We start from the raw sequence: 19,308 nt of genomic DNA, 5'->3' as shown, positions 1-19,308 counted from the left end.
GCCGGTTTTTCAAGAGAAGGGAGCGCTGCTCATGGGATTGTTCGAGTACAAAAATCCAAATGTGCAGAAGATCCAAATGTGGGAGCGAGCCTGCTCGCGAAAGCGCTGGTTCAGGCGATTGTGATGTTGCATGTGCTGCCGCCTTCGCGAGCAGGCTCGCTCCCACAGGTACGGCGTACACATGATCGTTCCCACGCTCTGCGTGGGAATGCAGCCGGGGACGCTCTGCGTCCCACAAGATCGCAGCCTTCGGCAGTTCCTACAGAGGATGTGCAAGATGTAATGAATGCTCCGGAGCCTCGCGCTCTGGCTGTGAGCTATCTCTGACAATTCCAACAACAAGAGAGGCAATGGCAATGGGTGTATACGACTACAAGAACTTCGGCACAGCCGATTCCGCGGCGCTGTTCAGCGATGCCATGGCGATCACGCTGTACTCCTATCACAACCTCGATAACGGCTTCGCCGCCGGTTACCAGCACAACGGCTTCGGCCTCGGTCTGCCGGCGACGCTGGTTACCGCGCTGATTGGCGGCACCGATTCGCAAGGGGTGATCCCCGGTATCCCGTGGAATCCCGATTCGGAAAAACTCGCCCTCGAGGCCGTGCAAAAGGCCGGCTGGACACCGATCAGCGCCGCGCAATTGGGCTATGAAGGCAAGACCGACGCACGCGGGACATTCTTCGGCGAGAAGGCCGGCTACACCAGCGCACAAGTGGAAATCCTCGGCAAGTACGACGCTCAGGGTCACCTCACCGAACTGGGGATCGCCTTTCGTGGCACCAGCGGCCCGCGCGAAATCCTCATCGGTGATTCGATTGGCGACGTGATCAACGATCTGCTCGCCGCGTTCGGCCCGGCCGATTACGCGAAAAACTACGTCGGTGAAGCCTTTGGCAATCTGCTTAACGATGTGGTCGCATTCGCCCGGGCCAACGGCCTCAGCGGCAAAGACGTGCTGGTAAGCGGTCATAGCCTCGGCGGCCTGGCGGTGAACAGCATGGCTGACTTGAGCGCTGGCAAGTGGGGCGGTTTCTTCGCCGATTCCAACTACATTGCCTACGCCTCGCCGACCCAGAGCAGCGGAGACAAGGTGCTGAATATCGGCTACGAAAACGACCCGGTGTTTCGTGCCCTTGACGGTTCGACCTTCAGCAGCGCTTCGGTGGGCGTGCACGACGCGCCGCATGCCTCGACCACCGACAACATCGTCAGCTTCAACGACCACTACGCCTCGAACGCCTGGAACGTGCTGCCGTATTCGATCCTGAATATCCCGACGTGGATTTCGCACCTGCCCACTGGCTACGGCGACGGCATGACCCGAGTGCTTGAATCGAAGTTCTACGACCTGACCAGCCGCGACTCGACGATCATCGTCGCCAACCTGTCCGACCCGGCGCGGGCCAACACATGGGTGCAGGACCTCAACCGCAATGCCGAACCCCACAAGGGCAGCACCTTCATCATCGGCAGTGACGGCAGCGACCTGATCCAGGGCGGCAGCGGTAACGACTATCTGGAGGGGCGCGCCGGCAATGACAGCTTCCGCGACAGCGGCGGCTACAACGTCATTCTGGGTGGGCAGGGCAGCAACACCCTCGACTTGCAGCAGTCGGTGAAGCACTTCGATTTCGCCAACGACGGCGCTGGCAACCTTTACATCCGCGATGCCAACGGCGGGATCAGCATCACCCGTGACATTGGCAGCATCGTCAGCAAAGAACCGGGGTTTCTCTGGGGCGTGTTCAAGGACGACGTGCTGCACAGCGTCACCGCCACGGGGTTGAAAGTCGGCAGTAACCTCACCGCTTATGAATCAAGTATTAGAGGAACGGGCGGCGCTGACATGCTCAAGGCGCATACCGGCGGCGATTGGCTGTTTGGCCTTGAGGGCAACGATCATTTGCTCGGCGGTGCGGGCAATGACGTATTTGTCGGTGGTGCGGGCAATGACCTGCTGGAATCGGGCGGCGGGGCGGATACGTTTTTGTTCAATGGCGCGTTTGGCCAGGACCGTGTGGTTGGCTACACGGCCGATGACAAACTGGTGTTTCTTGGCGTGCAGGGGGTGTTGCCGGGGGATGATTTCCGTGCCCATGCATCGGCGGTCGGGCAGGATACTGTGCTGACGTTTGGTGGGGATTCGGTGACGTTGGTGGGGGTGGCGCTGGGGAGTTTGAGTGCCGACGGGGTTGTTATAGCCTGATGTTGGTGCGGGGCCTGTGCCGGCCCCTTCGCGAGCAGGCTCGCTCCCACAGGGGATTGTGAACGACGTAGATCCCGTGTGGGAGCGAGCCTGCTCGCGAAAAACGATCATTCAGGCCAAGTCAGTCTTCCTTGCGCACGGTCGCGACTTCATCGGCGCGAACCTTGACCTTGGCCCCGGAAATATCTTCGAACTCATAGAAACCATCTTCGGTCTCGGTCTTCGGCATGTCCTCGGTCAGGTACTGGGTGCCGTTCTGCAACGTCACCACGGTCTGGGTCGAACAGCCGCCCAGCGCCAACAGGGCTGCGACCGCTACAGGAATGCCCAGCATCTTGATTTTCATACCCACCTCTGACTCCTTGCTTGAATGTGATTGCGGGCATTGTCGGCCCTGTAACGCGGTTGGTGCCAGCAGCGGCGGAAAAGTTCGATGGCGGCGCGAAAAAATGCCATTGATCTTTTTCCGTTTGCGCCGGGCGGGGCTGAGCTGTTATCTGTACGCATAACCAGTGTTCGCTTGCCGTGGCTTTGAATTCCCGTGACCTCCAACCCTCTAGACGATCCGTTCTATTACCTCAACAACTTCCGGCAAGTGCTTGATTGGCTTGGGCTTCGCTATGCCGATGTGATGAGCGCAAGCGAACACGGCTTCATCCGCGACTTCAATACGCTGCCGCAAGCCTCGCAGGGATTGCTGGTGCGCATGGTCATGCGCAAGGGCATTCACTTTCGCGCGAGCAAACTCAATTATCTGGAAATCGGCGACATTGCCGAGGCGGCGCGGCCGTTGCTCGATCACGGCTGGCTCGATGAACACGCGGATTTGACACTGGCAGAACTGTTCGACGTCTTGCTCAAGGCCGAGCTCTTGCAAGCGTTCGGCGCCTTTATCGAACAGCCGAAAGGGCGCAAGGACGAGTGGCTGCCCGTGCTGGCCGAACAGTTCAGCGAGGCGCAGACCCTGCGTGTCTGGGCGCCGCAACTGGCTGAGCGGCTGTTCAGCCTGACCCTGATGGACCTGTGCGATCGCCTGCGCCTGATGTTCTTCGGCAATCTGTATCAGGACTGGTCGGAGTTCGTGCTGGCCGACCTGGGCATCTTCACTTATGAAAAAGTCGAGTTCTGCGCCGACTCCCGAGGCCTGCGCAGCCGCGAAGACGTCGACGCCTGCCTGTTCCTGCATCAGTGCCAGTTGCGTTTCGAGGCCGGTGAAGCGCTGGACGAGATCGTCGAACAGATCAACGCCGTGCAATTCGACAACCCGTGGCTGCGCCGCCGGCAAGCCAAGGCGTTGTTCCAGATCGGCCAGTACGCCGAGCGCATCGGCGACTTTGCGCTGGCTTTGAGTGTTTACCGCGACTGCGTCTACCCGGGCGCACGACTGCGGATGATCCGTGTGCTCGAACGCTGCGGCGAATACGCGCTGGCGCTGGAGCTCGGCACGCTGGCCGAACAGGCACCGCAAAGCGCGGCCGAGCAGCAAGGCTTGCAGCGCATCGTCCCGCGCCTGCGGCGCAAACTCGGTGGCCCGCCGCTCAAGCGTGCCAAGGCCAGAGAGGTCGAGCGCCTCGACTTGCACTTGCCGCGCATCGATCCGGCGCGGTCGGTGGAGTTTCATGTGCAAGCGCACTTGCACGCCGATGACGGCCCGGTGCATTACGTCGAGAACAGCCTGATCAATTCATTGTTCGGCCTGTTGTGCTGGCCGGCGATCTTCGCACCGTTGCCGGGTGCGTTCTTTCACCCGTTTCAGCGCGGCCCGGTGGATCTGCTCAGCGAAGACTTCCTCGAGCGCCGCGCCGAGCTGTTTCAGGCCTGCCTGGGCGAACTCGATGACGGCCGCTACGCCGAGACGATTCGCCAGCGCTTCGTCGACAAGTGGGGCATCCAGTCGCCGTTCGTGTTCTGGGGCGCGCTCAATGAAGACTTGCTGGAGCAGGCGCTGGCCTGTCTGCCCGCCGAACACCTGAAACACTGGTTCAACCGATTGCTGCTCGACATCAAGGCCAACCGTGCCGGCATGCCGGACCTGATCCAGTTCTGGCCGCAGCACAAGACCTACCGCATGATCGAAGTCAAAGGCCCCGGCGACCGCTTGCAGGACAATCAGCTGCGCTGGCTGGAGTTCTGCCACGAGCATCAAATGCCGGTGGCCGTGTGTTACGTGCAATGGGCGGAGCAGAGCGCTTGAGCTACAGCGTTGCCGTGCGTGCACTGTGCGAGTTCACCGCCAAGACCGGCGACCTCGACCTGCGCTTCACCCCGTCACCGACCGCGCTGGAAGGCATCGTCGGCCATCGCACCGTGGCCTCGCGGCGCAGCGAGCAGTACCAGAGCGAAGTGGCGCTGCAAGGCGAATTCGGCGAACTGAAGGTCAAGGGCAGGGCGGATGGCTACGATCCGGCGCAAAACTGCCTGGAAGAAGTCAAAACCTATCGCGGCGACCTGAACAAGCAACCGGCCAATCACCGCCAGTTGCACTGGGCGCAGGCGAAAATCTACGGCTGGTTGATGTGCCAGAAACTGCAATTGCAGCAGATCAATCTGGCGCTGGTGTATTTCGACGTCGTCAGCGAAAAGGAAACCTGCCTGGTCGAATCCCATAGCGCCGAGTCGCTCCAGGTTTTTTTTGCGCAGCAGTGCGCTTTGTTCCTGCAATGGGCCGAGCAGGAAATGGCCCATCGCGAAGCGCGCAATCTGGCCGCGCAGCAACTGGCGTTCCCGCACGCGGATTTTCGTCCCGGCCAACGGCATCTGGCCGAATCAGTGTTCAAAGCCGTCAGCACCGGCCGCTGCCTCATGGCCCAGGCGCCGACCGGCATCGGCAAAACCCTTGGCACGCTGTTTCCGATGCTCAAGGCCTTGGCGCCGCAGCAACTGGACAAGGTGTTCTTTCTCACCGCCAAGACTCCCGGACGCAAGCTGGCGCTGGATGCCAGCCAGGTGTTGTTCAGGCAAGCGCCGGACTTGCCGCTGCGGGTGATGGAAATGGTTGCTCGCGACAAGGCCTGCGAACATCCGGACAAGGCCTGCCATGGCGAATCCTGCCCGCTGGCCCAGGGTTTTTATGATCGCTTGCCGGCCGCCCGCGAAGCCGCCAGCCGCATCAACCTGCTCGATCAGGCGGCGATGCGTGAAGTCGCCGCGCAGCACAGCGTGTGCCCGTACTACCTGAGTCAGGAAATGGCTCGCTGGGCGGATGTGGTGGTTGCCGACTACAACTATTACTTCGACTTCAGCGCGCTGCTGTTCGGTCTGGCCCAGCTCAATCAGTGGAAAGTCGCGGTGCTCGCCGACGAGGCGCACAACCTGGTCGAGCGCGGCCGGCAGATGTACAGCGCCAGCCTCGACCAGTTCACCCTCGCCAGCGTGCGCAAAACCGCGCCGGCAGCGCTGAAGAATGCCCTGCAACGGGTCAACCGTGAATGGAACGCGCTGCATGCGCAGCAACTCGCGGCGTATCAGGCGTACGACAAGGCGCCGGACAAACTCCTGCACGCCATCTCGCTGTGTTGCGCGGCCATTGGCGATTACCTCAACGAGCATCCGCAAGGCCTCGACAGCGGTCTGCAGAATTTCTATTTCGACTTGCTGCAATTCGCCCGGGTCGCCGAGCTGTACGACGAGCATTACCTTTTCGATATCAGCAAACGCGACCTCGACCGCAAGCGTCCGTTGTCGCAACTGTGCCTGCGCAACGTGGTGCCGGCGGCGTTCATCGGTCCGCGCCTGAGCGCGGCGCGCAGCAGCGTGCTGTTCTCGGCCACGCTGAGCCCGCGCAACTATTACGCCGACCTGCTCGGCACGCCCGCCGACACGGTGTGTATCGACGTCGAATCGCCGTTCAGCGCTGAGCAATTGCAGGTGCACATCGTCAGTCAGATCTCCACGCGTTTTAACCATCGCCAAGCCTCGCTGGAGCCGATCGTCGAGCTGATCGCGCGCCAGTTCAGCGAGCGCCCGGGCAACTATTTGGCGTTCTTCAGCAGTTTCGATTACCTGCAACAGGTCGCGACCTTATTGGCCGAGCGCCATCCGCGCATCACTCAGTGGCTGCAATCGCGGGGCATGGCCGAGGGCGCGCGGCAGGCGTTTCTCGACCAGTTCAGCGCCGACAGCCAGGGTGTGGGGTTTGCGGTGTTGGGCGGCGCGTTTGGCGAGGGCATCGATTTGCCCGGCGCGCGGCTGATCGGCGCGTTCATCGCCACGCTGGGGCTGGCGCAGCTCAACCCGGTCAACGAGCAGATGAAGCGGCGCATGGCGGCGATTTTTGGCGCCGGCTACGACTACACCTATTTGTACCCGGGCATGCAAAAAGTCGTACAAGCCGCCGGGCGGGTGATCCGCACCCGTGAGGATCGCGGCACGGTCATGCTCATTGATGACCGCTTTGCCGAAAGCCGCATCCAGCAACTGCTGCCACGCTGGTGGGCGATCAAAAGCGAACCGGCGCTTTTCAAATCGACGGATTCACGCATACTTCAGCCCATGACAGTGGCTGGTGAGTGTGATGAGTGAGAACAACAGAACCACAGCGATCGAAGACAGCCGTTTCCGGCTGCTGATCGACGCGGTTGTCGACTATGCGATCTACATGATCGACCCCGACGGTACCATCACCAGTTGGAACTCCGGCGCCAAACGTTTCAAAGGTTATGAAGAAGCGGAAATCATCGGCGAGCACTTCTCACGCTTCTATACCCCTGAAGACCGCGCCAACGGCATGCCGCAACGGGCGCTCGACACGGCGATTCGCGAAGGTCGCTTCGAAGGCGAGGGCTGGCGCGTGCGCAAGGACGGCACGCACTTCTGGTCGCACGTGGTAATCGATCCAATCATCGACCCCAACGGCAAGCTGCTCGGTTTCGCCAAGATCACCCGCGACCTCACCGACCGCAAAATGGCCGAGGAAACCCTCAAGCAAAGCGAACAGCAGTTCCGCCTGCTGGTGCAGGGCGTCACCGATTACGCGATCTACATGCTCAGCCCCGAAGGCTGCGTCAGCAACTGGAACCAGGGCGCGCAGCGCATCAAGGGCTATTTGCCGGAAGAGATCATCGGCCAGCACTTTTCGATTTTCTACACCCCCGAAGACCGCGAACTCGGCGAGCCGCAGCGTTCGCTGGAGATTGCCACCCGCGAAGGCCGCTTCGAGAACCGCAGCTGGCGGATGCGCAAGGACGGCACGCGCTTTCTTGCCCACGTAGTGGTCGATGCGATTCGCGGCGACACCGGCGCGTTGCTCGGCTTCGCCAAGATCACCCGCGATGTGACCGAGGCCCACGAAGCGCAGCAGGCCCTGGAAAAGACCCGCGAGGCGTTGTTCCAAGCGCAGAAGATGCAGGCGATCGGCCAACTCAGTGGTGGCATCGCCCATGACTTCAACAACCTGCTGACGGTGATTCTCGGCAACCTCGAGATCGTGCAGAAACGCATCGGCGACGCGCCGAAAATCGCTCGACTGCTGGAAAACGCCACCCAAGGCGCCTTGCGCGGTGTTTCGCTGACCCAGCGCATGCTGGCCTTCGCCCGGCGCCAGGAACTGAAGACCGAATCGGTGGATATCCCGCAACTGGTGCAAGGCATCACCGGGCTGCTGCGCAGCTCGCTCGGACCGGGGATCCGTATCGAAACGCGCTTTGCCGACGACCTGCAGCCAGTGCTGGCCGATAGCAATCAGCTGGAACTGGCGATCCTCAATCTTGCCACCAATGCCCGCGATGCCATGCCCGAGGGCGGCACGGTGATCATTCAGGCGCAAGCCGAAGTGGTGCTGGAACAAACTCATTCGACCCTGGCGGCGGGGCGTTACGTATGCCTGAGCCTGATCGACAGCGGCGAAGGCATGGACGAAGCCACGCTGGCCTGTGCCCGTGATCCGTTCTTCACCACCAAAGGCCTGGGCAAAGGCACCGGGCTGGGCTTGTCGATGGTGCACGGCTTCATCGAGCAGTTGGGCGGGCGCTTTATTCTCAAGAGCGAGAAGGGCCAGGGCACGGCAGCCGAGTTGTGGATTCCGGTAGCGCTTGAGCGTACGGCCAGTCGCCCGGCGTACAGCGACGCCGCGCCCATTGCGGTGCCGAGGCTCAGCGTGCTGGTGGTCGATGACGATTCGCTGGTGCTGACCAGCACCAGCCTGCTGCTGGAAGACCTCGGCCACCGCGTCATCGGCGCGAACTCCGGCGCCCAGGCGCTGGCGCTGTTCGATCAGGGCGAAGTGATCGATCTGGTGATAACCGACATGGCCATGCCGCACATGAGTGGCGCGCAACTGGCCCACGCCGTGCGCCTGCTCAAACCGGATCTGCCGATCATTCTCGCCACCGGTTACGCCGAACGCCTGGAAGGCTTCGCCGCCGAACTGCCGCGCCTGCCGAAACCGTTCACCCAATTGAATCTGGTGCAAATCATCGCCCAATCGATGAAATGACGCGCTGGTCGATCCGGCTGAACTAGTGCTGACGCGTGCCTTTCCAAAAGTCTTGTTCACTTTGGAGGGCACGTCTCTTGTCTCGCATATTGACCCAGCCAAGCGCTGTTGAAGAAGCCTTGGCCGAACACGACGCCAAGATGTTTGGCTCACCCAAGGAGCGGCTGGATTTCTATCGACGGGAAATCCAGTACGAAACCAGCATCCTCGCCAACCGCACCGACGCCTACCTGGCGGCGCAGTCGTTTCTGGTGATCGCTTTCGCCTCGTGCATGGCCAACCTCAATCCGGAGTGGGGCAAGATGTTCACCCTCGTCGTGCCGCCGTTTCTCGCGCTGCTCGGGGTGCTCAGTTCATTGAATGCCTGGCCGGGGATTCGCGCGGCTTACGACATCATTGATCACTGGCACTTCAAGCAGAGCCAGTTGCTGCACGCAGAGCCGGTAATGGGCGCGGCGTATGACGAGTCACCACTTTTCAGCGAAATGGAATCGAGCCACAAGGGCTATCGCAAGTCGCTGCTGTTCTCGGTGCGCACGCCTTGGATTTTTGCCACGTTCTGGGTGATGTTGGGGGTGTATGCGGTGTTTATTCAGGTGACCAATCCTTGAGGTGGATTGGTCGGGACAGGTGCTGGATGTTGTGGTGTTAATGAGATTTTACCCCCTCACCCCAGCCCTCTCCCCCAAGGGGGCGAGGGGGAAAGGGAGCAGATTTTTACGCTTTTCAAAACTTGTATTCGACTCGATTTTTCAGGTCGATGAATAACGAAAAAACACCCCGGTCAGTCCCCTCTCCCTCGGGGAGAGGGCTAGGGTGAGGGGCTTTTGACTTTTATCACGCCGTTTCCAGCTCACGCCGCGCAGTTACAGCATTCTGCACCGCCGCCGGAATCGGCGGGAAGTCCTCATTCAGCACACACAGATGATCGATTGCATCTTCAAACTTCGCATCGGCTTTCTTGCGCAGTGCCCGGTATTGCTCAAAGCGTTCGAAGTCGGTCGGCGTCTGTTCCAGCAGCGCGTTGGCCGCTCGGTTCAGTTCGTGGGCTTCTTCGAACAGTTGACGATTGCGTTCCAGAGCCAGTGCTCTGCAAGCCTTGATTTGCGCAGGAGTCGAGCATTCGTTCATGACCGTGACCTTGTTTGTGTCGGGGTTCCGTTTAATAGGCTGTTCACCGCAGGGGAACCGAACCTGCCGGGCCGCGCTGGATGATTGGCGCGGTTAAAGTTGTGACCGTTGGGTCGCGCCCGGCGATCCATTTTTTTGCAGAAAAATCTTCGATCATTTCCAGGCAGGCGCAGCGGTCGACGAATCAACTTTTTCGTTGCTTCAGACGTTCATAGCGCGCCAGCATCGGTTGGGTACTGATGCCATGCAGCAGAATGCTCAGTGCCACCACCGACAAAGTGATGTCGGTACAGACCTTCGCCACATCGGCATCCAGGCCATGGTTCAGGGCGAAGAACAGATAGAACAGGCTGCCGATGCCACGAATGCCAAACCAGCCGATCAACAAACGCTGCGGGCCGCTGAGCAGATTGCCCCAAGGCATCAGCGCCACGCTCAGCGGGCGAATCAGGCAGAACAGCACGGCGCCGATCCACAACGCCCGCCAGTCCCAATGCGCTATCAGGACGACGCCGAGCAGGGTCACCAGAAACACTTCCATCGCCCGCTCGACCAGACTGCCGAACGCCAGCATGTCGCCCATCATGATCCCGGCCGCGACCTGGCTGTCTTCCAACTGCTCCATGTCGCCATGCACGGCGTTCTGTGGTTCGACGTTCTGATGACCGACCACCGGCTGCACCAGATGCTCGGCAGGTGCCTGGGTGATGCCCGTGGATTTGACTTCCTCCTGACGCAGGCCGAGACCGGCGGCAAACACCGCGAGAAAGCCGTAGCCGCCAATGGCATCGGCTACCACATAGGAAAGCGCAATCAGCGCGAGGGTCAGGTAGTCGTTGGGGCCGAGGGTGCTGTCCTCATTGTGAATGCGCAGCGACAGGGCGATGCGGCCGATGCCACGGCCCATCCAGTAACCGGTCAGCAAACCCGCCGGCACCGCCCACAACAAACTGCGGATCACCCAGTGGTGCCACTCGCCGGCACTGCCGTCACCGTGCAGCAACAGCAAGCCGAGAATAACGAAAGGGAAGGCCACGCCATCGTTGAGCCCGGCTTCACCGGAGAGGCCGAAGCGCACGCTGTCGATGTCCTGCGCATCATTGACCTGCACCAGCGCGGCCAGCACCGGGTCGGTCGGAGCCAGCATCGCGCCGATCAGCAGCGAAGGCCCCCACGCCAGTTGCAGGCCCCAGTGCATCAGCAGACACACGCCGATGATGGTCAGGATCATCACCGGCCCGGCCAGGCCAAAGGCGATACGCCAGGTCGTGTTGCCCAGCGGCAGGCGCAGCTTCAAACCGCAGACAAATAAAGAAAAGAGCACCGCGACCTCGGTCAGGTGCTCCATCCACAACGATGATTCTTCCAGCGACAGTTTCAGCAGGTCGAGGCCGCTGGGGCCGATGGCGATGCCCAGCAGCAGGCACACCGCCGAAGTGGTGACCGGCATCCAGCGCAACCATGACGACGTCAGGGCCAGCGTCAGCAGCACGGCGCCGAGCACCGCGACCCATACGCCGAAACTCATGACCGTTCACTACAGCGAATTTTCAAGGATAGGCGCACCGGCTCAGCTCACGGTCGTGCGCAGGTACTCGGGGATGAGCACGTTGAACCACAGCAGAATCATCGACACCAGCATGGTCACCAGCACCAGCAGGCCAACGCCCCACACGCACGCCGAATACAGCAGGCCTTGCTCCTTGCGCTCGTGCATGAAGGTCGGCAGGCCGACGAACAGCAGAAACGTCGAATAGATCGACGCCGCGCCGAGCACCAGAATTGCCAGCCAGCGGCTCGGGTACAGCCCGGCAATCCCGGCGAGGAAAAACGGCGTCACCGTGTAGGCGGCAAAACCGATGCATTGATTGAGCGTTGGCCGCGCATCGAACGACCGCGACATCCAGCGAATGAACCCGCCCATGACCGCAACACCGGCGACGATCGTCACGTACAGCAACACGCTCAGTTGCAAGGCGCTGGCCGTGCTCAAACGCACGTTTTCACCCACGGCAAGGCTCCAACCGACCTGGGTGGTGCCGATGAACAGGCACACGGCCGGAATCAGCGCGAGCAGCAGCAGATGCGCGAGGTAGTGGCGGGGATGGGTTTCTTCTTCGCGGCGGATATCGGTCCAGGCGAAGTTGGGTTGGGTGAAGAGTCTGACGAGGGGGGCGGACATGACAACCTCCTGTTCCTGTTGGCCCGTAGGCGCTTACAGGTATGGAGGGATGCCATGCCGCTCGGGTTCAGTTTTTCTGCTGCACGGTTACAGCATCGGTTTGCCGCCGGTCACGCCGTAGCGCTGGCCGGTGATGTAGCTGGCTTCGTCGGAGGCCAGCAGCACGTAAATCGGTGCAACTTCCACCGGTTGGCCAGGACGGCCGAGCGGGGTGCTGCCGCCGAAGTTCTGCACTTCTTCATCAGGCATGGTCGAGACGATCAGCGGCGTCCAGATCGGGCCTGGGGCAACGCTGTTGACGCGAATTTCCTTCGGCCCGAGCATCTGCGCCAGGCCACCGGTGAAGTTGGCGATCGCGCCTTTGGTGGTGGCGTAGGCCAGCAGGGTCGGCTTGGGCATGTCCGAGTTGACCGAGCTGGTGTTGATGATCGACGAACCGGGGCGCATGTGTTTGATCGCCGCCTGGCAGATCCTGAACATGGCAGTGATATTCACGTCGAAGGTCATCACCCATTCGTCATCTGGGATCTCTTCAAAGTTTTCGTGGGTCATCTGGAACGCGGCGTTGTTGACCAGAATGTCGATGCGGCCAAAGCGCTCGACAGTCTTGTCGACCAGCGCTTGGCACTGCGCTTTCTCGGCGATATCGCCCGGCAGCAGGATGCACTGACGCCCGGCCTGCTCGACCCAGCGTGCGGTTTCCTTGGCATCTTCATGTTCATTCAAGTACGCCACGGCGACGTCGGCGCCTTCACGGGCGAAGGCAATCGCCACTGCGCGACCGATGCCGCTGTCAGCGCCGGTGATCAGCGCGATCTTGCCGGCGAGGCGGCCGGAACCGACGTAACTCTGCTCGCCGCAGTCTGGATACGGCTCCATCTTGCGTTGCGAGCCGGGCACCGGTTGGGCTTGTTTCGGGAAGGGTGGTTTTGGATAGTCAGTCATTGCAGGGTCTCCTGATTTCAAGGCCAGTGTTCCGGGTTGACCCGGTGGCTTTGCCTTGAGTTCGATCGGATTTGCGCTGGATTTAGTTGGCTATGCAAAACCAATGTGGGAGCGAGCCTGCTCGCGAAAGCGGTCTGTCAGCCGATAAATGTGTCGACTGACACTGCGCTTTCGCGAGCAGGCTCGCTCCCACAGGGATCATTTACACCGGGGTATCTCGGGGCAGGATCAGAGATTGCGGTTAGCCAAAGCCCGCTCCATCCGCGCAATCCCTTCTTCCAGCAATGCCCTCGGGCAACCGAAGTTCAAGCGCACGAACTGCTGATGCCGGTCACCAAAATCCAATCCCGCACTCAGCCCGACCTTGCCCTGTTCGAGGAAGAACCGCTGCGGATCCGGCAGGTCCAGCGCCGTGCAGTCGAGCCACGCCAGATACGTGCCCTGCGGTACGTTGATGGTCACGCCCGGCAGGCGCGTGCGCACGGCGTCTACCAGCCAGTCGCGGTTGGCCTGCAGGTAGGTTTTCAGTTCGGCGAGCCACGGCGCGGCTTCGCTGTAGGCGACGCGGGTGGCTTCCATGCCCAGCGGGTTGACGCTGTCGACCATGCCGCAGCGGGCGTGGTTGACGCGTTCGCGCAGGGCAGCATCCTGGATGATCATGAACGAGGTCTTCAGACCGGCGATGTTGTAGGCCTTGCTCGCCGACATCAGGGTGATCGTGCGTTTGGAAATCTCGGGGCTCAGCGAGGCAGTGGGAATGTGCATGCGGCCGTCGAAGCACAGTTCAGCGTGGATTTCGTCGGAGATGATCCACGCGTCCTGCGCTACGCAAATGTCCGCCACAGCCTGCAACTCTTCGCGATCAAAGACCTTGCCGATCGGGTTGTGCGGGTTGCTCAGCAGCAGGGCGCCGCCGCCTTTGAGCGACTCGCGCAGTGCGTCCAATGGCGTGGAGTAGGTGCCATCGGCCTGGGCGTTGAATTCAAGCTCGACCTTATTCAGGCCCCAATGCCCCGGTGCGTGACGCAGCGGCGGGTAGTTCGGCACTTGCACGACGACATTCTGCTGCGCCTGGACCAAAGCCTTCAGCGCCATGTTGAAGCCCGATTCCACACCCGGCAGAAAGATCAGCTCCTGCGGTTTGACCTGCCATGAATACTTGTTCCACAGGTCGGCGACGATGGCTTCACGCAGGTTGTCCTGGGCCACGCTGTAACCGAGCAGCGGGTGCAGCAGGCGCCGTTGCAAGGCTTCGACGATGACCGGCGGCGCGGCAAAATCCATGTCAGCGACCCACATCGGCAACACATCGGCCGGGTAGCGGCTCCACTTGGTGCTGCCAGTGTGGTGGCGGTCGAACAGCTGATCAAAATCGAAAGTCATGCGCGGTCTCGTCAAGGCGGAGTTGGTTCTGCCGGACATTCTATGCGCAACTCGTTCCCTGTAGGAGTGAGCCTGCTCGCAATAGCGATCTGACTGATCGTTCCCACGCTCCGCGTGGGAATGCAGCCCGGGACGCTCTGCGTCCCAGTGGAACGCGGAGCGTCCCTTGAGGCATTCCCACGCAGAGCGTGGGAACGATCAACTGGCTGGAAATCCGGGCCAGACACCCGACGGTCGGTTTTCACACAATCGGAAAGGTCTTTGTCTACAGTGAAAAAGTCGGCGCCAAGGCGTCGCAACCGTGATTGTCCAGATAAAGCCCGGCACAAGTACCGGGTTCCACCTGATCAGGAGTGCACGATGGATCTCAGCCGTCGTCAGTTCTTCAAGGTCGCCGGTATCGGCCTTGCAGGCTCAAGCCTGGGCGCGTTGGGCATGGCCCCGACGGCGGCCTTCGCCGAGCAGGTGCGTCACTTCAAGCTCGCCCACACCCGTGAAACCCGCAACACCTGCCCGTATTGCTCGGTCGGTTGCGGTTTGATCATGTACAGCCAGGGCGATGCCGGCAAGAACGTGGCGCAAAACATCATTCACATCGAAGGCGACGCCGACCACCCGGTCAATCGCGGCACCCTGTGCCCGAAAGGCGCGGGCCTGCTCGACTTCATTCACAGCCCCGGCCGCTTGCAGTACCCGCAGGTGCGCAAGCCCGGCAGCAATGAATGGACGCGCATCGGCTGGGACGAAGCCCTCGATCGCATCGCCGACCTGATGAAGGCCGACCGCGACGCCAACTTCATCGAGAAAAATGCCAACGGGCAAACGGTGAATCGCTGGCTGACCACCGGTTTCCTCGCGGCATCGGCGGCATCCAACGAAGCCGGCTACATCACCCAGAAGGTGATTCGCAGCCTCGGTCTGCTGGGGTTCGATAACCAGGCGCGTGTCTGACACGGCCCGACGGTGGCAAGTCTTGCCCCGACGTACGGCCGTGGTGCCATGACCAACACCTGGACCGATATCGCCAACGCGAATCTGATCCTGGTAATGGGTGGCAACGCAGCAGAAGCGCATCCGTGCGGCTTCAAATGGGTGACCGAGGCCAAGGCGCATAACGCTGCGCGGCTGATCGTGGTCGATCCGCGTTTTACCCGGACCGCTTCGGTGGCCGACTATTACGCGCCGATCCGCACCGGCACCGACATCGCCTTCATGGGCGGGCTGATCAATTACCTGCTGACCGAGGACAAGATCCAGCACGAATACGTGCGCAATTACACCGACGTGTCGTTCATCGTCAAAGCCGGCTATGGCTTCGAAGACGGCCTGTTCAGCGGCTATGACGCGGAAAAACGCAGCTATACCGACAAGTCCGGCTGGGGTTACGAATTCGCCGAGGACGGTTTCGTCCGCGTCGACCCGACCCTGCAAGACCCGCGCTGCGTTTATCAACTGATGAAGCAGCATTACAGCCGCTACAACATCGACCTGGCCAGCCAGATCTGCGGCATGCCGGTCGACGCGATGCAGAAAATCTGGGAAGAGATCGCCACCTGCTCGACGCCGGGCAAGACCATGACGATTCTCTATGCCCTCGGCTGGACGCAGCACTCGATCGGCGCGCAGATCATCCGCAGCGCGGCGATGGTGCAATTGCTGTTGGGCAATGTCGGCATGCCCGGCGGCGGCGTCAATGCGCTGCGCGGGCACTCGAACATCCAGGGCCTGACCGACCTTGGCCTGCTGTCCAACGCCTTGCCCGGCTACCTCACGCTGCCCAGCGACAGCGAGCAGGATTACGGCCAGTTCATCTTCAAACGCACCCAGGTGCCGCTCAGACCGGGGCAGCTCTCGTATTGGCAGAACTACAGCAAATTCCACGTCAGCCTGATGAAATCCTGGTACGGCGCCAACGCCACCGCCGAGAACAACTGGCTGTTCGACCATTTGCCGAAGCTCGACATCCCCAACTACGACGTGCTGAAGATGTTCGACCTGATGAGCCAGGGCAAGGTCAACGGCTACTTCTGTCAGGGCTTCAATCCGATCGCCGCGTTACCGGACAAGAACCGCGTAATGGGGGCATTGGCCAAGCTCAAGTGGCTGGTGGTGATGGACCCGCTGGCCACGGAAACCTCGGAGTTCTGGCAGAACGTCGGGCCGTACAACGACGTGAAAACCGCCGAAATCCAGACCGAAGTCATTCGCCTGCCAACTACCTGTTTTGCCGAGGAGGACGGCTCGCTGGTCAACAGCAGCCGCTGGCTGCAATGGCACTGGAAGGGTGCCGATGGCCCCGGCGAAGCGCAGACCGACATTCGCATCATGAGCGAATTGTTCCTGCGCCTGCGTCAGCGTTATCAGAGCGTAGGCGGCAAGTTTCCTGATCCGCTGCTGAAACTGTCGTGGCCTTACAAGATCCCCGACGAGCCTTCGCCGGAAGAACTGGCGCGGGAAATCAACGGCACCGCCGTCAGCGATTTCACCGATGCCGGCGGCGTCACGGTCAAGGCCGGTACGCAACTGGCCGGCTTCGGTTTGCTCAAGGATGACGGCAGCACCGCGTCCGGCTGCTGGATTTTTGCCGGCAGCTGGACCGAGGCCGGCAACCAGATGGCCCGGCGTGATAACGCTGACCCGTTCGGCATGCATCAGCATCAGGGCTGGGCGTGGGCGTGGCCGGCCAATCGGCGGATTCTCTACAACCGCGCCTCTTCGGACCCGGCGGGCAAACCGTGGGACCCGAAAAAGCGACTGGTGTGGTGGAACGGCAAGGCCTGGACCGGCACCGATGTGCCGGACTACAAGGCCGACGTGCCGCCGGAAGCCGGGATGAACCCGTTCATCATGAACCCCGAAGGCGTCGCGCGGTTTTTCGCCGTGGACAAGATGAACGAAGGGCCATTCCCTGAGCACTACGAGCCGTTCGAAACGCCGATCGGCATCAACCCGTTGCACCCGCAGAACAAGAAGGCCACCAGCAACCCGGCGGCGCGGATCTTCGATTCGGTCTGGGAAACCCTGGGCGAAGCCAAGGACTTCCCCTACGCCGGCACTAGCTACCGGCTTACCGAGCATTTCCACTTCTGGAGCAAGCACTGCAAGTTGAACGCGATCGCTCAGCCCGAGCAGTTCGTGGAAATCGGCGAAGTGCTGGCGAACGAGAAGGGCATTGCTGCCGGTGATCGGGTGCGGGTCAGCTGCAAGCGCGGCTTTATCGAAGCGGTGGCGGTGGTGACCAAACGGATCCGGCCGCTGCAGGTCAACGGCCAGGTCGTGCATCAGATCGGCATCCCGCTGCACTGGGGTTTCACTGGCCTGACGCGTCACGGTTACCTGACCAACACTCTGGTGCCGTTCCTCGGCGATGGCAACACTCAGACCCCGGAATCCAAGTCATTCCTGGTCAACGTGGAGAAACTGTAAATGGCCAGCCAAGACATCATTGCCCGCTCGGCCACCACCACCGTGCCGCCGTCAGTGAGGACCCAGCAGGGCGTTGCCAAGCTGATCGACACGACCAAATGCATCGGCTGCAAGGCCTGCCAGGTCGCCTGCTCGGAATGGAACGAGCTGCGCGACGAGGTCGGCCACAACCACGGCACCTACGACAATCCGCAGGATCTGACGGCGGATTCGTGGACGCTGATGCGCTTCACTGAGCACGAAACCGACGCCGGCAACCTCGAATGGCTGATCCGCAAGGACGGCTGCATGCACTGCGCCGAACCCGGTTGTCTGGCCGCGTGCCCGAGCCCCGGAGCGATCATTCAGCACGCCAACGGCATCGTCGATTTCGATCAGGACCACTGCATCGGTTGTGGCTATTGCATCACCGGTTGCCCGTTCAACATCCCGCGCATTTCGCAGAAGGATCACAAGGCCTACAAATGCACGCTGTGTTCCGATCGGGTTGCGGTAGGGCTGGAGCCGGCCTGCGTGAAAACCTGCCCGACCGGCGCGATCGTCTTCGGCACCAAGGAAGACATGCAAGAACACGCCGCCGAACGCATCGTCGACCTGAAAAGCCGTGGCTTTGAAAACGCTGGTTTGTACGACCCGGCAGGCGTTGGTGGCACTCACGTGATGTACGTGCTGCACCACGCCGACACGCCGAAAATCTACGCCGGTTTGCCGGACCATCCGGCGATCAGTCCGCTGGTGGGCTTGTGGAAAGGCATCAGCAAACCCCTCGGCCTGTTGGCGATGGGTGCGGCGGTGCTGGCCGGGTTCTTCCACTATGTGCGCATCGGCCCGAATCGCGTCGAGGAGGATGAACATCCGACGCCACCCGACACCTCGGTGCACGTGGTCGACCCGGCGGTGCACACCTTCGATCCACGCGGGGAGGAGCGGCCATGAGCAACAAGACGATCCTGCGTTACAGCGCCAACCAGCGGACCAATCACTGGCTGGTGGCGATCCTGTTTTTCATGGCCGGGTTGTCCGGGCTGGCGTTGTTTCATCCGTCGCTGTTCTGGCTGAGTAACCTGTTCGGCGGCGGCACCTGGACGCGGATCCTGCACCCGTACATGGGCATCGCCATGTTCGTGCTGTTCCTCGGCCTGGTGTTCAGCTTCTGGCGCACCAATTTCTTTATCGCCAATGACCGCCAGTGGCTGCGGCGGATCAACCGGGTGATGGTCAACGACGAAGAAAGCGTGCCGCCGGTGGGTAAATACAACGCCGGGCAGAAGTTGCTGTTCTGGACTTTACTGCTGTGCATGCTCGCGTTGCTGTTCACCGGGCTGGTGATCTGGCGCGCGTGGTTCAGCGCGTATTTCGGCATCAGCGTGATCCGCTGGGCCATGCTGTTGCATGCGCTGGCCGGGTTCGTGCTGGTGCTGAGCATCATCGTGCACATCTACGCCGGTTTGTGGATCAAGGGTTCGGTCGACGCCATGCTGCATGGCTGGGTCAGCCGGCCGTGGGCGAAGAAACACCATGAACTGTGGTACCGCGAGGTGACCCGCGACGAACAGCCTCGGGACCTGCCCGAGCGACCGCTGACGAAAAAGGGCTGA

General features: G+C 61.3%; 14 protein-coding genes. 8 read left to right on the top strand and 6 right to left on the bottom strand.

The annotated features are described in order from the left end of the window. The first annotated feature begins 356 nt into the window (after window positions 1-356). The gene (locus tag HU724_RS15475; RefSeq protein WP_186569131.1) at window positions 357-2,210 is read left to right on the top strand and encodes a polyurethane esterase; all 1,854 of its coding nucleotides are present in this window, start codon (window positions 357-359) and stop codon (window positions 2,208-2,210) included. A gap of 121 nt (window positions 2,211-2,331) precedes the next feature. Here HU724_RS15475 and HU724_RS15470 read toward each other — a convergent pair whose 3' ends face one another. After that, entirely contained in the window at window positions 2,332-2,556 is a 225-nt protein-coding gene (locus tag HU724_RS15470; RefSeq protein WP_016774830.1) for a YgdI/YgdR family lipoprotein, read from the bottom strand. Window positions 2,557-2,751: 195 nt separating this feature from the next. Here HU724_RS15470 and HU724_RS15465 point away from each other — a divergent pair, with 195 nt between their 5' ends. The 4 genes from HU724_RS15465 (at window position 2,752) to HU724_RS15450 (ending at window position 9,254) form a co-directional block, all read left to right on the top strand. Then, a complete protein-coding gene (locus tag HU724_RS15465; protein ID WP_186569064.1) occupies window positions 2,752-4,404 on the top strand; it encodes a VRR-NUC domain-containing protein in 1,653 nt (550 codons plus the stop codon). After that, the gene (locus HU724_RS15460; RefSeq protein ID WP_186569063.1) at window positions 4,401-6,731 is read left to right on the top strand and encodes an ATP-dependent DNA helicase; all 2,331 of its coding nucleotides are present in this window, start codon (window positions 4,401-4,403) and stop codon (window positions 6,729-6,731) included. The genes HU724_RS15465 and HU724_RS15460 overlap by 4 nt, the downstream gene beginning before the upstream one ends. Then, window positions 6,724-8,643, top strand: coding sequence for a hybrid sensor histidine kinase/response regulator (locus tag HU724_RS15455; RefSeq protein ID WP_186569062.1), 1,920 nt, complete (start codon window positions 6,724-6,726; stop codon window positions 8,641-8,643). Before HU724_RS15460 ends, HU724_RS15455 begins: the two co-directional genes overlap by 8 nt. Window positions 8,644-8,720: 77 nt before the next feature. Then, window positions 8,721-9,254, top strand: coding sequence for a hypothetical protein (locus tag HU724_RS15450; protein ID WP_137213665.1), 534 nt, complete (start codon window positions 8,721-8,723; stop codon window positions 9,252-9,254). 226 nt (window positions 9,255-9,480) lie between these two features. Here the strand turns inward: HU724_RS15450 and HU724_RS15445 are convergent, their stop codons facing one another. The 5 genes from HU724_RS15445 to HU724_RS15425 form a co-directional block, all read right to left on the bottom strand. Continuing rightward, on the bottom strand, window positions 9,481-9,774 hold the full coding sequence (locus HU724_RS15445; RefSeq protein ID WP_016774825.1) for a hypothetical protein: 294 nt from the start codon (window positions 9,772-9,774) through the stop codon (window positions 9,481-9,483). A 184-nt stretch (window positions 9,775-9,958) separates the two neighbouring features. Further along, window positions 9,959-11,302: a cation:proton antiporter gene (locus tag HU724_RS15440; protein ID WP_186569061.1), complete on the bottom strand. Its 1,344-nt coding sequence runs from the start codon at window positions 11,300-11,302 to the stop codon at window positions 9,959-9,961. Window positions 11,303-11,344: 42 nt separating this feature from the next. Next, window positions 11,345-11,956 carry a Yip1 family protein gene (locus tag HU724_RS15435; protein WP_130926696.1) on the bottom strand — a complete coding sequence of 204 codons (612 nt, stop codon included), beginning with the start codon at window positions 11,954-11,956 and terminating at the stop codon, window positions 11,345-11,347. A gap of 87 nt (window positions 11,957-12,043) precedes the next feature. After that, window positions 12,044-12,901, bottom strand: coding sequence for a glucose 1-dehydrogenase (locus tag HU724_RS15430; protein WP_016774822.1), 858 nt, complete (start codon window positions 12,899-12,901; stop codon window positions 12,044-12,046). 228 nt (window positions 12,902-13,129) lie between these two features. Beyond that, window positions 13,130-14,284 (bottom strand): MalY/PatB family protein, encoded by a 1,155-nt coding sequence (locus tag HU724_RS15425; protein WP_186569060.1) that lies wholly within the window; start codon window positions 14,282-14,284, stop codon window positions 13,130-13,132. A 360-nt stretch (window positions 14,285-14,644) separates the two neighbouring features. On the opposite strand from HU724_RS15425, the gene fdnG reads away from it, so the two are divergent. Genes fdnG through HU724_RS15410 form a run of 3 tightly spaced genes read left to right on the top strand, consistent with a single transcriptional unit; the run spans window position 14,645 to window position 19,308 of the window. Further along, window positions 14,645-17,710, top strand: a complete 3,066-nt coding sequence (fdnG, locus tag HU724_RS15420) for a formate dehydrogenase-N subunit alpha (protein WP_186569059.1) — start codon at window positions 14,645-14,647, stop codon at window positions 17,708-17,710. Continuing rightward, entirely contained in the window at window positions 17,711-18,646 is a 936-nt protein-coding gene (gene fdxH / locus HU724_RS15415; protein WP_160769317.1) for a formate dehydrogenase subunit beta, read from the top strand. Then, on the top strand, window positions 18,643-19,308 hold the full coding sequence (locus tag HU724_RS15410) for a formate dehydrogenase subunit gamma (RefSeq protein WP_125926631.1): 666 nt from the start codon (window positions 18,643-18,645) through the stop codon (window positions 19,306-19,308). Before fdxH ends, HU724_RS15410 begins: the two co-directional genes overlap by 4 nt.

The organism is Pseudomonas iranensis (genome assembly GCF_014268585.2).
GTDB lineage: Bacteria > Pseudomonadota > Gammaproteobacteria > Pseudomonadales > Pseudomonadaceae > Aquipseudomonas > Aquipseudomonas iranensis.
The sequence above is the reverse complement of the archived record's forward strand: the minus strand, read 5'-3'. Positions and strand labels throughout refer to the sequence as shown.